We start from the raw sequence: 18749 nt of genomic DNA on the forward strand, positions 1-18749 counted from the left end.
ATCTTCAATTTTTGTAGGTAAACTATATTACAAAATAATAGTACTTTTGAATAGTTAAAATAACCCTATGTCCAAACGCATTAAAATTATAGAATGTCCTCGAGATGCGATGCAAGGCATAAAGGCATTTATTCCAACCGAGCGCAAGGTGCAATACATCCAATCCTTGTTGCGTGTTGGATTTGATACCATTGATTTTGGAAGTTTTGTGTCACCTAAAGCAATTCCTCAAATGGTAGATACAGCCGAAGTACTCGAGCAATTGGATTTATCAAAAACCACGAGTAAATTATTGGCCATTATTGCCAACACAAGAGGCGCTGAAGAAGCCTCTAAACACAAGGCTATTGATTATTTGGGTTATCCGTTTTCGATTTCTGAAAACTTTCAAATGCGTAACACCCATAAAACCATTGCCCAATCTGTAGTTACTCTTGATGAAATATTGAATATTGCCCAAAAAACTAATAAAGAAGTGGTGGTTTATATTTCCATGGGTTTTGGAAATCCTTATGGAGATCCTTGGAATGTAGATATCGTTGGACAATGGACCGAACGTCTTTCAAAAATGGGGGTGAATATTTTATCTTTGAGTGACACAATAGGCAGTTCAGATCCTGAAAGTATTGATTATTTGTTTTCTAACCTTATTCCAAACTATCCTGAAATTGAGTTCGGCGCCCATTTACATACAACACCTTCAACCTGGTTTGAGAAAATTGATACGGCATACAAAGCAGGCTGCAAACGTTTTGATGGTGCTATACAGGGTTTTGGAGGATGTCCAATGGCAAAGGATGAACTTACAGGTAATATGCCCACTGAAAAGCTATTATCCTACTTTACTTCAAAACAAAACAACAGCTTAAATGCCTTAAGTTTTGAGAGTGCCTATAATGAGGCAACAAAGATTTTCACAAGTTACCACTAGATTTTTTACTTCTAAATCGTTGTATTACAACTTGTTTTAAAGGACAGATCAACTTTATTTAAAATTAATCTAAATAAAGGTTGCACAACTAATTTTCTGTTTTAAATTTGCAACTTCATTTATCATATTATTTATATCAAGTCTAAATAAGAATAGCAAACAATCAAATTATGAGAAGAATTTTTTTAGCAGTTTCAGTTTTAATCACAGCATTTGCAACTGCTCAAACAGCCCCGGATTCTATTCCAACTAACCCACAAAATCAACAAAATGCAGCACAACGTATACTTTCTGGTAACATAAATTCAGGAGTAACGGTAGGAGGTTATGGTGAAATTACCTATAATCAACCCGAAGGAAAAAATGGAGAACTAGATGTACAACGTTTGGTGATCCTATTCGGTTATAAATTTAATGATAAAGTCCAGTTCGTTACAGAGATTGAATTTGAGCATGTTCAAGAAGTTTTTGTTGAACAAGCGTTTTTACAATATAACCTTAGTGATAATGTCAATCTTAGAGGTGGTTTAATGTTAGTGCCTATGGGCATTGTAAACGAGTATCACGAGCCTACCACATTTAATGGTGTTGAGCGTCCTAGTATTGACGGCAGTATTGTACCAACTACCTGGAGAGAAATAGGTGCTGGAGTTTCTGGTCGTTTTAATGAAATTTCTTTAGGCTATCAAGCTTATATATTTAATGGTTTTGCTTCAGTAAACGGTTCTAAAGTATTAGGCGGAAGTAATGGCTTACGTAATGGTCGCCAAAAAGGAATACAATCAACCATCAATACCCCAAATTTTGCAGCGAAATTAGATTATTATGGCCTTCCAGGATTGCGTTTAGGTTTGTCAGGTTATTTTGGTCGAACCCAAGCGGAAGACGATGTAGATATGGTTGACGGTTCAGACGTTGGGATCTCAATGATAGGTCTTGATGCAAGGTATGCGTATCAACGTTTCACTGCGAGAGGTCAGTTTATTCACGCTAGTTTATCAGATACAGAAGCGTACAATACCTTATATACTACCGATTTGGGAAGTGCATTACAAGGGTATTACCTAGAGGCAGCTTATAATTTATTACCTGTGACAAAACAACAGCAGTTATACGCTTTTGCAAGATATGAAGATTATGATACGCATGCTTCTGTAGATGGAACTTTAGTAAAAAATGAAAGTTATGATCGTAACGAGTGGACCCTAGGTTTGAGTTATAAAATAGCACCAGGAGCGGTTGTAAAAGCTGACTATCAAATTAAAGACAATGCAACGAGTACGGGTGCAACTAACCAATTAAATGTTGGATTAGGAGTATGGTTCTAAATGAGTTGTATTAATTAAATAGGTTAAAATAGCTAAGGTGATTTTTTTCGCTTTAGCTATTTGGCGATTATTTAAGACAAAGAAAAAAATAAATGAATACTTTTGCCTAATGAAATTGAAATCGATTTACATCATTCTCATCGCTTTAATTTGTTTGTCTTTTGGCCTTCCAAAAAGCATTCAAAAAAAAGTGGATAAAGAAATTGAAGAGGTTTTTGAGCTTGAAAGTTTTAAGCTCAATGGAAAAGTATTCGATTCTAATATAACCCAGAGTTTACCTTCTGCATTTGGTCCAGATAACTTTTTCGAAATTAAAAATGCGTCTCAACTTTTAGGATACGCCTATATTTCAAAAGCACCGAGCAAGACAGATGAATTTGATTATTTAATTATTTTGGATCATAACCTTACGGTTTTAAAAGCAAAAGTGTTGGTCTACCGTGAAGATTATGGGGGAGAAATTGGTAGTAAACGCTGGTTAAAGCAATTTATAGGCAAAACCCAAAATGACGAATTAAAATATCGAGATAATATTGTAGCTATTTCGGGTGCCACAATTTCGGTTAGATCAATGACAACAGCAGTAAATGATCTTCTGAAATCACTAAAAATCCTTCATTCAAAACAATTGTTGTAAATGAATTTCAGCGGATCAATTTATGAGTTCTCAAAAGAATTAAAGCTATTAATTGGTGCCTTTATTATTGTATTAAGTATAGGTTTTTTTTCAGGCTTACTTTTTGTTGAAGAAACCTCTTCGGCCAATCCAAACGGGATTGAAGAGCAATATTTAGGTAATGAAGCTGATGAAGATGCTCCTGTTATGAAATTCAAAAAAAGTGAACAAGAAATGCTCACTTTAGTTCACAATCATATACTTTCAATGTCGATTATCTTCTTTTTAGTGGGCTTGATATTAAACACCTGTCAATTCAATAAGAAACTAAAGTTGTTTTTAATGATCGAACCTTTTGTGTCGGTAGTACTTACATTTGGAGGTCTTTATTTATTATGGACAGGCATGCTTTGGACAAAATATATTGTCATGTTTTCGGGTATTTTAATGACGGTGACCTATACTATTTCCATTGGTATTATATTATTCCAGCTTACAAGAACCAAAACCATAAAGCCTTAATTTCTCGTATATTTAGCGTTACAGTTACGTTAATGTATGAAAAGCTTACTTCTCTTTTTTGCTATGCTAGTTGCAATTCCAAGTTATGGGAGAGAATGGAATAGCTTAAGAAGTTACCAAAAGGAAACCAATCAACAACAATTATCACCTTCAGATTGGTTAGCTTCTGATAGACGTCAAAACACTTTAATTTGGAATAACGCCAATAAATTCAATCTTCTAAATAATAAACCTAAGGAGTATCTAAGCATTAAACAACGAAGGGATTTTTATCTATGGTTGCACAATGAGTTGGAGAAAAAGGGTCATGATGTAGTTTGGCCTTATATGGCCTACTTTATATCGCATAAATTAAGGTTAGTGAATAATGTGCCTTACCGTTGGTTTAGCTCAAAAGCTATAAAGCGTTATACCGATATGGGAAGTGAAGAAGTCTTCAATAGTGCATTTATAAAACTTCAAGAAATCTATAATTCAGAAAATTTGTTGAGAAAAAATGAAGCCTATAGTTGGGATGAAAAAATGTTGCACGACGAACAGTTTATTTGGGTAGAACGCGTATATGAGATTATGGATGATAAAAGTTTGAAGCAAATTGGACGTATGGCCAAGGGGCATTTTTTATACAGTATTGTTGTTCCAAAACCCATCAGGTTTCAGGGTGATATTTCTAATGCCCAGGAGCGTTACAGCTATGCCTTGCACACACTCCGAACCTATTGCAAAAATCAAATGCATTAATTTTCAAGTCATATAAATTATAATCCTAATTTTAGTTGTACCTTTGCATGCAATTAATTTCAAATTGCATCATGACAGCACATCAAAATAAGATTCTAGGTGAAGGGTTAACCTATGATGACGTCCTATTAGTTCCAGCATTTTCAGAAGTCTTACCACGCGAAGTAAATATTCAGGCAAAATTTACAAGAAACATTACCATTAACGTTCCTATTGTATCCGCTGCAATGGATACCGTAACCGAAAGTAAAATGGCAATCGCCATGGCTCGCGAAGGTGGTATTGGCGTACTTCATAAAAACATGACCATTGAGCAGCAAGCTGATAAAGTGAGACGTGTAAAACGTGCCGAAAGTGGAATGATTATCGATCCTGTGACCTTGCCTTTGACTGCTAAAGTAAAGGATGCCAAGCATAATATGAGAGAGCATAGCATAGGAGGAATTCCAATCGTGGATGATCAAGGAATTTTGAAAGGGATTGTAACCAACAGAGATTTGCGATTTGAGCATGAAAATGAACGGCCAATTGTTGAGGTCATGACCAAAGACAATCTTATAACAGCTCCAGTTGGAACTTCGTTACATGATGCTGAATCTATCTTACAACAAAATAAAATTGAAAAACTACTTATCGTTGATGACAACTATAAACTGGCAGGTTTAATTACCTTCAGAGATATTACAAAACTTACACAAAAGCCTATTGCTAATAAAGATGTTTACGGTCGTTTACGAGTTGCCGCTGCTATTGGTGTGACTCCAGACGCTGTTGACCGCGCTCAGGCATTAGTAAAATCTGGCGTTGATGCCGTAGTTATAGATACCGCCCATGGTCATACTAAAGGGGTAGTGAATGTTTTGAAAGCTATTAAAGCCAAATTCCCAGATTTAGATGTTATTGTAGGAAATATTGCCACTGGCGAAGCAGCTAAATATTTAGTAGAAGCAGGTGCCGATGCGGTAAAAGTTGGTATTGGCCCAGGATCCATCTGTACAACACGTGTGGTTGCAGGTGTTGGATTTCCACAATTTTCTGCGGTATTAGAGGTTGCAGCGGCCATAAAAGGTTCTGGAGTTCCTGTAATTGCCGATGGTGGGATACGATATACAGGCGATATTCCTAAAGCTATTGCAGCCGGAGCAGATACAGTAATGTTAGGTTCGTTGCTTGCAGGTACGAAAGAAAGTCCTGGTGAAACCATCATTTATGAAGGACGTAAGTTTAAGTCCTATCGTGGAATGGGTTCAGTAGAAGCTATGAAACAAGGAAGTAAGGATCGTTATTTTCAGGATGTTGAGGATGATATTAAAAAGCTAGTGCCTGAAGGTATTGTAGGTCGAGTTCCTTATAAAGGCGATTTATTTGAAAGCATTCACCAGTTTGTTGGCGGTTTGCGTGCAGGTATGGGCTATTGTGGCGCTAAAGATATTGAAACCTTAAAAGAGTCGGGACGCTTTATAAAAATCACCGCTTCAGGAATTAATGAAAGCCATCCACACGATGTAACCATCACTAAAGAAGCACCCAATTATTCGAGATAAACACGTAGTTGAATTCTAATAGTAAGAAAGCCGAACTTAAGCGTTCGGTTTTTTTTATGGGTTAGAATTATAAAAGTTGAATTTTCCATAGGGTAAAGCGTTTTCATGTTGTCTTATATATAGAAATAAGAAAAATTAAATTACTAATTAAAACAGACCGTATGAAAACGATTAAATTTTTTATAATAGTCTTTGTAGCGAGCATATTTACTACTGTAAATGCACAAGAAGAGGGTAAATCTATAGAGAAGGAAACTAAAATGTCCTATTATGAACAACGGGCTTTAGAAGATGCAAAATTTGAACAAGAATTCAAGTCTGAAAATAAAAAGGATGAAGAGCGATTCTGGAAGGATCAGAAATCTTATGAAGACAAGTTAAAGAAGCGAGACCGTAAAGCTTATAAAGCGTACATGAAAGGTAAGCGAGATGCCTATGCCGAACATTACAATCACTGTGACCATTCTTGTTATCATAGTGATCATTATTACCATCATGCCTCATTCTACTACCATAGATATTATTATGAACCTTACCCGAGAAGAACTACAATGCGTACCAACATTAGAGTAGGTGTGCCAAGTGTACGTATTGGGTTCTAGTTAGTACTTCATGCTAAGGGTCAAAAACCGTTCGTTTCATTAAATGAAAGTGAGCGGTTTTTAGTTTTTAACATCTAAAATTCATATTTCAGACTTAAAATATAAGTATCATTTCCATTGGAATAAAAACCTACTTGAACAGGCTGCTTTTCATAGGGTGTTGTAAAAAGATAGGTGCTTCCTATTCCAACAGCAGCGCCCGCTAAAACATCCCAGATATCATGCCAACCATCTGGTCCTTCCATTCGGCTTACGCCAACAATGGCAGCTCCTAAATAAGCCCATTTGCCGTACTTCCAGCCATAGCGACGTTGAATAAATGAAGCTCCAGAAAAGGCCGAAGTTGTGTGTCCAGAAGGAAAGGCATCAAACAAATTTCGGTCTTCGGGTCGCTCTTTTCTAATGATGCGTTTTAAAGAATGTGTGACCACCAAACTTGTGGCGTAAGAAAGGGCGAATTGCTTACTGCCTTTGTAGTCTTTTTTAAATAGCGTGGTTAAACCAGCAGCAAGGGGAATTGCAATTTGCAACACATCGCCGGTATCTTCCAAAACGAACTCCCATTTTTCGTGTTTGCTTAAAATTCCATCTTCTGTTTGACCATAACAACTGCAAATAGGTACTATCATTAATAGCGCTAAAGTTTGCAAAAGTTTTGGAGAAACCATTGAGGGCGAGTTGTTGTTAGATAACTTTATAACTCTACAGCAGTAAAAATTATTGTTTTAAACTCAAGATTAGGATTCAAAAACTTGACCACGATGAGGCTTAAGTGCATCTCTAATAGGCCTCATATCAGCTTCAGAAACAACCATGTAAGCAATGGCATGAAGATCTGAAATGGCTTCAATACCAGTTAGGAAAGTGTTCACTTTTTTAATTGTAATATAATCTTTTAGATGAACTTCATGATGCTCGGCAGTCTTTAAGGCGTCAGGCCCACGAAAGTCCCATATCAATTTTAATTTACGCATGAGAAACAGAGACGCCTTTTTCAGCAAAGTTTTTAAAATCCTTCATATAAAGTAAGGATTGTTTTTTAAAAGCACTAGGCATTAAAACAGTCATTAGACGCATGGTAAAACTCAAAGGTATAAACTCGCTTTTGGATATCCATTTAGTGTGGCCTTCAGGAGTTTCTTCAAAAAAGTTTTCTTGTATGCTTTGAATCCCTTTGGCATCATAAGTGCCATGGAATTCATGCGGCAGTTTTCTATGGGTTACTGTTTCTATCAGCTCCATTTCACGTTTACCCATTTGATAAATTAGCTTCATTTTAGCACCGTACTCACCTGGATTACCTGATAAATGTTCGGTTGAAATCAATCCTCTTTGCCAATGCTTCATATTGTCGGGATTGTCAAACTTCAATATGAAATCCTTCATGGGTACTTTCACGATAATCTCAAGGGTATAATTCATTAGTTACGACTTTAATAGGGTATAAAGGTAATTAGTTTTTAAATACATTCAATTCATTGGGCTCAAAATTAGCCAACAGTTCTTAATGTAAAGTATACTAAAGTATAGGTATTCTCGTTTCGTAAAAAAGCATCTTGTTTAATGTTTGAATTGTGTTATTTTTGCAGTTACCACAATCATTAGTAAGTTATTTTTCGACCCTCAAAAAATTAGAATAAATATGAAATTCAAATCTGTTTCTATGCTGTTGTTAGGCTGTTGTTGCCTGTTGAGTTTTGCTCAAAACAAAAGCGAAGATGACATTCTTTTTACGGTTGCAGATGAGCCTGTAATGGCTTCGGAATTTATTAGGGTATACAGTAAGAATTTAGATTTGGTAAAAGATGAATCTCAAAAAGATGTGGATGCTTATTTAGATCTTTTTGTGAATTATCAACTTAAAGTTAAAGAAGCCAAGCGCCTGGGTTTAGATAAAGATCCTAATTATTTACGAGAGTTTGATAATTACAGAAAACAATTGACTAAAAATTTCATATCTGAAAGCAAGGTGACCGAAGCCTTGGTAAAAGAAGCTTTTGAACGATCACAGCAAGAAGTTAAAGCGTCTCATATACTTATCATGATAGAACCTAGTGAACAGGATACGGTAGAAGTTTACAATAGACTGCTCAACCTACGTGAACGTGTGCTGAATGAAGGTTTTGATAAAGTGCAAAGCGATGTACATAATGGAAGTACAGTTTTTGCTGAAGATTTAGGGTATTTTTCTGCATTTAAAATGGTTTATGAGTTTGAAAATGCGGCCTATACAACCGAGGTGGGAGAGGTTTCTTTGCCATTTAGAACGCAATTCGGATATCATATCGTCAAAGTTTTTGATAAACGACCTTCAAGAGGTGAAGTAACCGTTCAGCATATTATGGTCTCTAATCGTCAAACCGATAGTAGTCTGATTCCAGAAGAACGCATAGGTGAGATTTATAAAAAGGTTGAACAAGGCGAGAATTTTGAATCTTTGGCAAGACAGTTTTCTGATGATAAAAGTACGGCAAGCAAGGGCGGTTTATTAGCACCATTTAAAGGTGGTCAATTATCGTCTCAAGAGTTTGAGGATCAGGCATTCAAGCTTAATGATGCAGGAGAAGTATCTCCACCTTTTAGAACAGATTACGGATGGCATATTGTTAAGCTTATTCAAAAACTAGCACTCGAATCTTTTGAGGAGGCTAGAGGTGAACTCGAGGTAAAAGTGAAACGTGATTCGCGATCGAGCTTAATCAATTCAGCTTTAGTTGAATCCTTAAAGTCCAAGTACACCGTAACCATCAATGATGAAGTTGTTTCTTATTTTGAAACCCTTATAAATGAGGATTTTTTTAGAAATAGTTGGAAGCTACCAGACTATTTGGTTGCTAATAACAAGGTGTTAGCGATTGATGACACCCAGTATCTATATTCAGATTTTGGTAATTATCTTGTTGGCGCACAAAGACGTTATTTTGATAAGCCAATGGCTGCTAAAACGTTTGTTAGTAAGGAATTAAACACGTTTGTGGAAAGCATGGTTATGAACTATCATGAAGATCATTTAGAAGAGGAAAGTCCAGAATTTGCTCACGTACTTCAAGAATATAGAGACGGATTATTGCTTTTTGATTTAATGGAACAGAAGGTATGGAATGCTGCCATTCAGGATTCACTTGGGTTAAGGTCTTATTTTGAAGCAAATAAGAATAACTATATTTGGAATGATAGAGTTGAAGCTACAATTATTTCTGGAGCCAAAAGGAAGACAATTGCAGAAGCAAAAACCTTATTAGATAAAGGAATTAATGCAACTGATATAAAAAAAATGCTTAATACAAATAATGAGCAAAACCTTATGATAACTCAAGGCACATTAGAGCTAGATAATCCTTCATTACCCACGAATTTGGAAATTAAAAAGGGTGTCTCAAAAATCTATAATTACAATGATGCTTTTCATGTTATTAATGTGATTGATGTTCTGCCAAGTACAACCAAGTCATTTGAGCAGGCAAAAGGAATGGTAATCAATGATTTTCAAAATAAGATTGAAAAAGACTGGATAGCAACTCTGAAACAACAATTTAAAGTAAGTATTAATCAAGAGGTTTTAGCCAAAGTAAAATCTCAAATCCTTAAATAATTGACGCATAAACACTATTTTATATTAGCATTAAGTATTTGCATCAGTTCATGCGTTTATTTTAAGGAAACTGATGACAGGGTTCCTGTAGCAAGGGTAAACGATTCGTACATCTACGAAGAAGATATTAGAGATCTTATTGCTGAAGGTACACCGGCTGAAGATAGCGCACTCATAGTCAACAGTTTTATTAATCGTTGGGCAACTCAACGATTATTGATGGAAGGCGCTATACTAAATCTTCCTGAAGAAAAACAAAAGGATTTCAATAAACTTGTGACCCAATACAAAAATGATTTATTTACAAAGGCCTATTTAGATGCATTGGTCAACAAAAATCTAGATACTAGGGTAACTGAAGAACAGGCCAAGGAAGTTTATGAAGCCAATAGGGAAACCTTTAAACTCAATGAAGAACTTGTAAAGTTCAGATATATAAGTCTACCTCAAAACGCATTAAATATAGATGTTGTGGAGCGACGTTTTAAACGTTTTAATGAAGAAGATAAACGCTATTTGGATTCTATTGCCGTTCAGTTTAAAGCCTATTCGTTAAACGATTCCATTTGGATAAAACTATCTCAAATCGCCAATAAGATTCCCGCTATAAACGCCGATAACAAAAAAGAACTGTTAAAAAAATCTAATTTTTTACAACTCAAAGATTCATTAGGGCTATATTTGATGCAAATTAATGACGTATTATTTCAAAATGATTATGCCCCGTTGGAGTATGTAAAACCAACTATAGATCAAATCGTTATTAATAAAAGAAAATTAGAGCTCATAAAGCAACTTGAAAAAGACATTACCAAAGATGCAATTAAAAACAATCAGTTTGAAATTTATAACTAGAACAGCATGTTTTGCTGTACTTTTCACCCTATTAAGCAACCCTATTTTAGCTCAAGAAATTATTGAGGATGAGGAGGTTGTTAGTCAAAAAACAAAAAAAGAAGAACAACAAAACCCAGACCGTATTAAGATTGACGGTGTTGTGGCCGTAGTTGGTGACTATGTCGTGCTCGATTCTGACATCGATAAGGAATTTTTACAATTACAACAGCGAGGTGTCTCTATCGCAGATATTTCACGTTGCGAATTATTTGGAAAGCTTTTAGAAGACAAGCTGTATGCACATCATGCCATTCAAGATAGTATAACGGTTAACGAACTGGAGATCAGATCTAATATTGAGCAGCAAATCAGCGCATTTTTAGAACAAAAAAACGGCTCCATGCAAGCGCTATTAGAACTTTATAACAAGGATAGTGAAGAGAGTTTTAGAGAAGAGCTTTTTGAGATTAATAAAAACATAAAGCTTGCTGGGGAGATGCAACGTAAAATTGTTGAAGAGATTGAAGTAACGCCTGAAGAAGTAAGAGAATATTTTAATAGTATCCCTAAAGAAGAACGTCCGGTATTTGGTACTGAATTAAAAGTGGCTCAAATTGTAATCATTCCAAAAGTTTCACAGGAAGAAAAGCAGAAAGCAATTACCAGGTTGAGAGAATTTAAGGCAGATGTCCAAGAGAATGGTGCTAGCTTTACAACTAAAGCGGTACTGTATTCAGATGATATTGCATCACGAAAAACGGGTGGATTGTATACCTTGAATAGAAAACGTCCTCAAATGGTGAAAGAATTTAGGGATGTAGCTTTTTCACTTCAAGAAGGAGAGATTTCAGAACCTTTTGAAACCGATTTTGGATATCATATTATCTTATTAGAAAAAATTAGAGGCCAAGAATATGATGTACGTCATATCTTATTGCGCCCTAAAGTAACAGATGCAGCTGTTGCTGAAGCCAAAGAACGCATCAATAAAATTAGAGAACGTATTGTCTCGGGTGAAGTGACTTTTGCTGAAGCTGCAAGAGCCACTAGTGATGAAAAAGAAACCAGACAAGATGGTGGACAATTAATCAACCCTTATACGCAGGATTACAATTTTGAATTAACCAAAATGGATCCAGAATTGTATTCTCAAATTCAAAATTTAAAAGATGGTGAAGTGAGTTTGGTGTTGCAAGATGAAGATCGAATCAATCCAATTAAATATAAGCTCTTAATGGTGACTGATAGGATCGATGAACACGAAGCCGATTTTTCTAGAGACTATTTGAAAATAAAAGGTTTGGCAGAACAAGATAAACAGTACAAGGCTATTGCTAAATGGCAAGAAGAGAAAATCTTGGATACCTATATTAAAATTAATGGTCAGTATCGCGATTGCGAGTTTAATAGTAATTGGCTAAAAAATCAGTAGGATGTCTGACGTAGCAGCTGTAGAACAATTTGTAAAAAAATATAATGCACTTAAAACCGAAGTGGCTAAAGTCATAGTTGGTCAGGATGCAGTTGTAAATCAGATTCTCATCTCAATTTTTTCTGGTGGCCATGCCCTTTTAATTGGTGTGCCTGGTTTGGCAAAAACTTTAATGGTCAACACCATAGCACAGGCTCTAGGTCTTGATTTTAAACGTATACAATTTACACCCGATTTAATGCCGAGTGATATTTTAGGGAGTGAAATTTTAGATGAAAACAGACATTTCAAATTTATTAAAGGCCCAGTGTTTGCTAATATTATTTTGGCCGATGAGATTAACCGTACACCTCCAAAAACACAGGCAGCCTTATTAGAAGCCATGCAAGAACGAGCCGTGACTGTGGCTGGGCATCACTACAAATTGAATTTGCCTTATTTTGTTTTAGCAACCCAAAACCCAATTGAACAAGAAGGAACCTATCCATTGCCAGAAGCACAATTGGATCGTTTCATGTTCGCTATTAATTTGGATTATCCTTCGTTTAAAGAAGAAGTAGAAGTCGTTAAAACTACAACTACCGATGTTCAAGCAACAGTAAATCCTTTGTTTACAGCTGAAGAAATAATTGCGTTTCAAAATTTGATTCGCAGAATTCCTGTGGCAGATAATGTTATAGAATATGCGGTAACCATGGTGGGGAAGACCAGACCTGATAGCCCTGCTGCTACTAATTTGGTGAAAGAATATGTAGATTGGGGTGCTGGTCCAAGAGCTTCTCAAAATTTAATTTTGGCAGCTAAAACTCATGCTGCAATTCATGGCAAATTTTCACCTGACATTGAAAATGTACAAGCTGTTGCTTCAGGGATATTGCGGCATAGAATCATTAAAAACTACAAGGCAGAAGCTGAAGGAATTTCAGACGAACAAATTATAAAAAGTCTGTTTTAAGATTATAGTTACACCAAGCTTTCTGCTAGGAATCGAATACTAATTTGAGTGCAAACTAACCGAATTTTTGGTCTCGATGTCTTACGTGCAATAGCTATATTATTAGTTGTTGTTTCTCACTGTACTTATATTTTTTATGAAACTACTGAAAGTCCAATAATCATGGCAATACGGTCATTGGGTGCTTTTGGGGTAGATTTGTTTTTTGTTTTAAGTGGGTATTTAATTGGTGGTATTTTGTTAAAACATATTGATCAAAATCGTACCAATTTCAATGATTTGTTTCGTTTTTGGAAACGTAGATGGCTACGTACATTACCTAACTATTACTTAATTCTCATAATAAATATTGGTTTACTTATTTTGTTTTCCCAAAAGTTACCAGATTCAATATTCCTATATATCCCATTTTTACAAAATTTTAGTCAACCACATTCTGATTTTTTTAATGAAGCATGGAGCCTATCCATTGAAGAATATTCATATCTCATTTTACCACTCATACTTTTTTGCGCCTTGCAATGGGTGCGGCGTCATCATTCAAAAATCATTGTTTTTTTAATAGTCACTTTGGTGCTTATTGGAATTCAATACCTAATAAAGGCACGTTTTTATAGTAATGCAGAAGTACATAGCTATCAAGATTGGAGTAGTATGTTTAGAAAAGTGGTTGTTTATAGATTAGATGCGGTGTATTATGGCTTTATCCTAATTTATGTAGCTCGCATGTATCCATACTTCATTAGGAAGTATGATAAACTCTTCTTAATTACTGCTTTGTTATTATTTACCAGTACACATTTGTATATAGCCTTCTTTTCTGTTTTACCACAAACACATTTAGGATTTTATGTATTTGCATATTTGCCAATTCTAGCACTGTGTTGTGCTTTAGTTTTTCCGGCATTTTTAAAACTTAAAAAACAAGGTTGGTTTGGATCCCTTATCTATTTTTTAAGTACGAGGTCATATGCCATGTATTTAGTGAATTATTCTATTGTACTTTTAAGCCTCCAAAAGTTAATCAGCTTTGAGGCTATGCCTATTTACATCAAACTAGGTATTTTAGTTTTATTTTTAATCTTGACCCTTAGTCTTTCAAATGTATTGTATCGCTATTTCGAATTGCCAATTTTGAAATTTCGAGATAAAACCTATTCAAAATCAAATATTACATCTTAATAGGCTAAAATTTATGGCATACTAAAATTGTTGAATTACAATTTTTATGGATTAATAATTATCAAATATTCAATAATAATGTGTAAAAACGAGGTTTATTTGGCAGATATTCAGTATTTATCAGATTTTGTTACATATTTTCAAATGCCACTAAAAATTTGTAATTTTGCTGTCCTATGAATATAGGGTAAAGATTAATACAACAACATTTAAAAAACTAATATGGCATTCGATATTGATATGATAAAAAAGGTATACTCAACCATGGCAGAACGTGTTGACAAGGCACGTGAAGTCGTTGGTAAACCTTTAACACTTTCAGAAAAGATTTTATACGCACATTTGTGGGATGGTACACCTACCAAAGCTTACAGACGCGGGAAAGATTATGTTGATTTTGCTCCAGACCGCATTGCCTGTCAGGATGCAACCGCCCAAATGGCCTTATTGCAATTTATGCAAGCTGGAAAATCTAAAGTTGCCGTACCAACAACGGTACATTGCGATCACTTGATTCAGGCAAAGCAAGGAGCTGTGGCCGATTTAAAGCGTGCTAACGAAACGAGTAATGAAGTATTTGATTTTCTAGCATCGGTATCAAACAAATACGGTATTGGTTTTTGGAAACCAGGCGCAGGAATTATTCACCAAGTAGTTTTAGAAAATTACGCATTTCCTGGTGGAATGATGATTGGTACCGATTCTCACACCGTTAATGCAGGTGGTTTAGGAATGGTAGCCATTGGTGTTGGTGGAGCAGATGCTGTGGATGTTATGGCCGGTATGGCTTGGGAGCTTAAATTTCCAAAACTTATAGGCGTTAAGTTAACAGGAAAATTAAATGGTTGGACCTCTGCAAAGGATGTCATATTAAAAGTGGCCGGGATTTTAACCGTTAAAGGTGGAACAGGAGCAATTGTAGAATATTTTGGACCTGGTGCTAAAAATTTATCATGTACTGGAAAAGGAACCATCTGTAATATGGGTGCCGAAATTGGAGCAACCACATCTACTTTTGGTTATGATGACTCTATGGAGCGCTATTTACGAGCTACAGATAGAAGTGATATTGCTGATGAAGCAAACAAAATAAGAGAATATTTAACAGGTGACGATGAGGTATATGCTAATCCAGAGACTTATTTTGATCAAGTGATTGAAATAGATTTAGATACATTACGACCTCATTTAAACGGACCTTTTACACCAGATTTAGCTACGCCTGTAGGTGAATTGGGTGCAAAAGCAAGAGCTAATGATTGGCCAATTAAAGTCGATTGGGGGCTTATTGGTTCTTGTACAAATAGTTCATATGAAGATTTAACCCGTGCAGCATCTATTGCAAAACAAGCCGTTGATAAAAAAATAAAATCGAAGGCAGATTTTGGAATTAATCCGGGTTCTGAACAAATTCGCTTTACAGCTGAAAGAGATGGAATCCTAAAGATTTTTGAGGATCTTGATGCCACTGTATTTACTAATGCTTGCGGACCTTGTATTGGGCAATGGGATAGAAGTGATTTAAAAGGAGATGAGAAGAATACCATTGTACACTCATTTAATCGTAATTTCTCAAAACGTGCAGACGGCAACCCAAATACACACGCTTTTGTAGGCTCACCAGAAATGGTGGCAGCAATCGCGATTTCTGGACGTTTAGATTTTGACCCAATGAATGACACCTTGATTAATGAGGATGGTCAAGAGGTGAAATTAGATGAACCTAAAGGAATAGAATTACCACCACAAGGATTTGATGTAGAAGATGCCGGTTATGTTGAACCAGTTGCTGATGGAAGCGGAGTTACTGTTTCTGTAAGCCCATCTTCTGAACGTTTACAGTTGTTAACGCCATTCGAACCTATTGGTAGCGAAATTAAGGATGCCAAATTATTGATAAAAGCCTTTGGAAAATGTACAACAGATCATATCTCAATGGCAGGACCTTGGTTAAGATTTAGAGGACATTTAGATAATATTTCGAATAACTGTTTAATTGGTGCGGTAAATGCTTATAATAAAAAGACCAACTTTGTTAAAAATCAATTAACACAAGAATATGGTGGCGTACCTGATGTACAACGTGCTTATAAAGCAGCCGGAATAAAATCAATCGTAGTTGGAGATCACAACTATGGTGAAGGGTCTTCTCGCGAGCACGCAGCTATGGAACCAAGACACTTGGGAGTTGCTGCAGTGTTGGTGAAATCATTTGCAAGAATTCATGAAACTAACCTTAAAAAACAAGGGATGTTGGCTCTAACTTTTGCCAATGAAAGTGATTACGATAAAATTCAGGAAGATGATACCATCAATTTCTTGGATCTAAATGAATTTGCTCCTGAAAAACCATTAACTATTGAGTTTGTTCATGCCGACGGAAGCAAGGATGTGATTAAAGCGAATCATACTTATAACCAAGCACAGATAGATTGGTATAATGAAGGTTCGGCTCTTAATTTAATCAAACGACAAAATGCATCTTAAATAGGATGTAATTCGATATTAAAAAGCTCCTGAATATTTCAGGAGTTTTTTTTGTTTTGTGCTGTATCTAAATAATGTTTTAGTACAGCAATATCTTCTTTCGACGTTAAATCAGGGACATGTTCATGAAATAATATACCCTTCATAGCTTTGGGAATTTCATGGCACATATTTAAAATCGCGCTAGGTAATTCTTTTTCGTTCCGTTCAGGATTCATTGGGCAATTTTCAAGGTAGGAAATGATAGCACTTCCATCGAGCTTAAAAATATTCATACTAACCCGCAAACTTCCTGAAGTATCTCTACACTTTGATATTTCATTAGGTTCCGGTTTTTCTATAATGTTACTCAAAAACTGATCCTGATCTAATTGGACGAGCGCAAATTTTGAAATGCGATCGGTACTAAAATTTAGACCTTTTCGGTCATATGCAATAAAAGCATTTTTAAATGGTGTTTGTATTAAGGCCTCAAACGCCTCAACTGAATATAAATTATCAGCATTACAGACGATGAAAGTGGTTTTCTTTAAATAGGAATACTGTTGGAGCGCCTGCAAAAGCGCATCTGCAGTACCTAAAGGTTTTACACGGTCTTTTGGCACATATTGCGTAGCATAGGAAATTTTTAATGTTCCAAAAAGGTTGTCATTTTGTTGCTTTCCATAAAAAGATTTAAATTCAATTGCATTTTCACCTGTTACAATAATGAGATTCTTGTACCCCGCTTTTTCGGCATTAGTTATTAAGTAATCCAAGATGGGTCGTCCATCGCTATCAATACCAATTAAAGCCTTGTTTTTCCAATTTGATGCTGACGAATTAAGTGAAGCATTCATCCTAGTAGACGCACCACCAGCCAATATGATTAGATTTGCTTCCATTTTTTAAATTCTTTTAGATCCTTTAGCAACCTTAACAGGATAAGCTTTTTTGGCTCCCGCTTTCAGCAGGGTATTTATGATTAATTTTGATTTATTAGATGGCGCAATCACAACAATACTTCCACCACCACCCGAACCAACAATTTTAGCACCAAGGGCACCGGCTTCTAGTGCTATATTGATTAAGTGGTCTACTTTTGGGACTGTAACTTTTAAGAGATCTTTTAATATGTTGTTATGCGCTGTCATCAATAATCCCAAGGATTCGAGATTAGGGCCTTCCTTTTTAAATTCAACATGTGCCTTTTGAGTAATTTCATGATTTTTTATGGCTGCATAAAAGTATGGCTTCAGCTGCTCTGGTAAAACTAAAGATAACTGATCATAATCTTCTATAGATACATAAGCAATATTGAAATCAGGATATCTTGAAGTAACAATGTCAAGTGCTTTGGAGACCTTGGTTTTTACGTTGGAAAGTAATTGAATGGTATCTTTAGGAACACCCGATTCTACCAGAATCAATTCGTTAAAGGGATTTTCAATACTTTCAAAAGATAAGTTTTTTGACGTGTCAATATAAAGGATTTCCCCAATGGCTATAGTGTACATATCCATTCGGCCTCCAGGTGCATTATGTTCTAATACTTCTGCTTCATACGCCAACTCGGCAATAAACTGCGGTACGATTTCATGGTCGCATCCAAAAGTTTCTAAAAGGAATTGTATCCAAGCAACAACCAAAGCTGAAGAACTTGATACTCCAGCATTTATAGGGATGTTGCTTTTTATAATAATATCAAATCCTTGATTAGGATTGCATCCGTAACGTCTAACCACGCGTAATGCAGAGCCAAAAAAATCTTTACTTTCAAGTGATTGAAAAGGCTCGTCTATGAGAATCTGCCGTTGCGCTTTAATATCAGGCATTTGAATATTAAAAAAAGAGCTTGTGTTAGGAACAGCATGTAGCCTGATATATCTATTAATGGCACAGGCAATTACTGGCAGTCCCAAATAATCTTGGTGATCTCCAAATAAGCAGATGCGGGCTGGTGCTTCAATACAAATCGATTTCAAAATAAGTGCTAATGAA

Annotated in this window: 18 protein-coding genes; 13 read left to right on the forward strand and 5 right to left on the reverse strand. The window is 35.6% G+C overall.

Features of this window, described 5'->3' with window-relative positions; translation table 11 throughout:
* Positions 1–67 precede the first annotated feature (67 nt).
* The 7 genes from ACFO5O_RS01815 to ACFO5O_RS01845 all read left to right on the forward strand — a co-directional run bounded on the left by ACFO5O_RS01815 (position 68) and on the right by ACFO5O_RS01845 (position 6284).
* Positions 68–931 carry a hydroxymethylglutaryl-CoA lyase gene (locus tag ACFO5O_RS01815; RefSeq protein ID WP_387960366.1) on the forward strand — a complete coding sequence of 288 codons (864 nt, stop codon included), beginning with the start codon at positions 68–70 and terminating at the stop codon, positions 929–931.
* A 170-nt stretch (positions 932–1101) separates the two neighbouring features.
* Positions 1102–2259, forward strand: a complete 1158-nt coding sequence (locus ACFO5O_RS01820) for a porin (protein WP_387960368.1) — start codon at positions 1102–1104, stop codon at positions 2257–2259.
* 109 nt (positions 2260–2368) lie between these two features.
* A complete protein-coding gene (locus tag ACFO5O_RS01825) occupies positions 2369–2896 on the forward strand; it encodes an FMN-binding protein (RefSeq protein WP_387960370.1) in 528 nt (175 codons plus the stop codon).
* The gene (locus tag ACFO5O_RS01830; RefSeq protein ID WP_387960372.1) at positions 2897–3397 is read left to right on the forward strand and encodes a hypothetical protein; all 501 of its coding nucleotides are present in this window, start codon (positions 2897–2899) and stop codon (positions 3395–3397) included.
* Positions 3398–3433: 36 nt separating this feature from the next.
* Positions 3434–4138, forward strand: coding sequence for an Insecticidal toxin complex protein (locus ACFO5O_RS01835; RefSeq protein WP_387960374.1), 705 nt, complete (start codon positions 3434–3436; stop codon positions 4136–4138).
* 71 nt (positions 4139–4209) lie between these two features.
* Positions 4210–5682 carry an IMP dehydrogenase gene (guaB, locus tag ACFO5O_RS01840; protein ID WP_387960376.1) on the forward strand — a complete coding sequence of 491 codons (1473 nt, stop codon included), beginning with the start codon at positions 4210–4212 and terminating at the stop codon, positions 5680–5682.
* A 161-nt stretch (positions 5683–5843) separates the two neighbouring features.
* Complete coding sequence (locus ACFO5O_RS01845; protein WP_387960378.1) at positions 5844–6284, forward strand: hypothetical protein; 441 nt, start codon at positions 5844–5846, stop codon at positions 6282–6284.
* Between the two features lie 74 nt (positions 6285–6358).
* Here ACFO5O_RS01845 and ACFO5O_RS01850 read toward each other — a convergent pair whose 3' ends face one another.
* The 3 genes from ACFO5O_RS01850 to ACFO5O_RS01860 all read right to left on the reverse strand — a co-directional run bounded on the left by ACFO5O_RS01850 (position 6359) and on the right by ACFO5O_RS01860 (position 7706).
* On the reverse strand, positions 6359–6913 hold the full coding sequence (locus ACFO5O_RS01850) for a phosphatase PAP2 family protein (RefSeq protein ID WP_387960380.1): 555 nt from the start codon (positions 6911–6913) through the stop codon (positions 6359–6361).
* 108 nt (positions 6914–7021) lie between these two features.
* On the reverse strand, positions 7022–7258 hold the full coding sequence (locus ACFO5O_RS01855; RefSeq protein WP_387960382.1) for a hypothetical protein: 237 nt from the start codon (positions 7256–7258) through the stop codon (positions 7022–7024).
* Entirely contained in the window at positions 7251–7706 is a 456-nt protein-coding gene (locus ACFO5O_RS01860) for an SRPBCC family protein (RefSeq protein WP_387960384.1), read from the reverse strand. Before ACFO5O_RS01860 ends, ACFO5O_RS01855 begins: the two co-directional genes overlap by 8 nt.
* A gap of 220 nt (positions 7707–7926) precedes the next feature.
* On the opposite strand from ACFO5O_RS01860, the gene ACFO5O_RS01865 reads away from it, so the two are divergent.
* The 6 genes from ACFO5O_RS01865 (at position 7927) to ACFO5O_RS01890 (ending at position 16769) form a co-directional block, all read left to right on the forward strand.
* Positions 7927–9876 carry a peptidylprolyl isomerase gene (locus ACFO5O_RS01865; protein WP_387960386.1) on the forward strand — a complete coding sequence of 650 codons (1950 nt, stop codon included), beginning with the start codon at positions 7927–7929 and terminating at the stop codon, positions 9874–9876.
* Positions 9877–10731: a peptidyl-prolyl cis-trans isomerase gene (locus ACFO5O_RS01870; RefSeq protein ID WP_387960388.1), complete on the forward strand. Its 855-nt coding sequence runs from the start codon at positions 9877–9879 to the stop codon at positions 10729–10731.
* Complete coding sequence (locus ACFO5O_RS01875) at positions 10694–12145, forward strand: peptidylprolyl isomerase (RefSeq protein ID WP_387960390.1); 1452 nt, start codon at positions 10694–10696, stop codon at positions 12143–12145. The genes ACFO5O_RS01870 and ACFO5O_RS01875 overlap by 38 nt, the downstream gene beginning before the upstream one ends.
* A gap of 1 nt (position 12146) precedes the next feature.
* Positions 12147–13100 (forward strand): AAA family ATPase, encoded by a 954-nt coding sequence (locus ACFO5O_RS01880; RefSeq protein WP_387960392.1) that lies wholly within the window; start codon positions 12147–12149, stop codon positions 13098–13100.
* A 48-nt stretch (positions 13101–13148) separates the two neighbouring features.
* Positions 13149–14282, forward strand: coding sequence for an acyltransferase family protein (locus tag ACFO5O_RS01885; RefSeq protein ID WP_387960394.1), 1134 nt, complete (start codon positions 13149–13151; stop codon positions 14280–14282).
* A gap of 222 nt (positions 14283–14504) precedes the next feature.
* The gene (locus tag ACFO5O_RS01890) at positions 14505–16769 is read left to right on the forward strand and encodes an aconitate hydratase (protein ID WP_387960396.1); all 2265 of its coding nucleotides are present in this window, start codon (positions 14505–14507) and stop codon (positions 16767–16769) included.
* Between the two features lie 38 nt (positions 16770–16807).
* Here ACFO5O_RS01890 and ACFO5O_RS01895 read toward each other — a convergent pair whose 3' ends face one another.
* Together ACFO5O_RS01895 and ACFO5O_RS01900 are read right to left on the reverse strand one after the other, a co-directional pair.
* Positions 16808–17653, reverse strand: coding sequence for a sugar phosphate nucleotidyltransferase (locus tag ACFO5O_RS01895; RefSeq protein ID WP_387960398.1), 846 nt, complete (start codon positions 17651–17653; stop codon positions 16808–16810).
* Between the two features lie 3 nt (positions 17654–17656).
* Positions 17657–18733 (reverse strand): mevalonate kinase family protein, encoded by a 1077-nt coding sequence (locus tag ACFO5O_RS01900; protein WP_387960401.1) that lies wholly within the window; start codon positions 18731–18733, stop codon positions 17657–17659.
* Between the last annotated feature and the right edge of the window lie 16 nt (positions 18734–18749).

It is taken from the genome of Geojedonia litorea, from assembly GCF_042654525.1.
Classification (GTDB): domain Bacteria; phylum Bacteroidota; class Bacteroidia; order Flavobacteriales; family Flavobacteriaceae; genus Geojedonia; species Geojedonia litorea.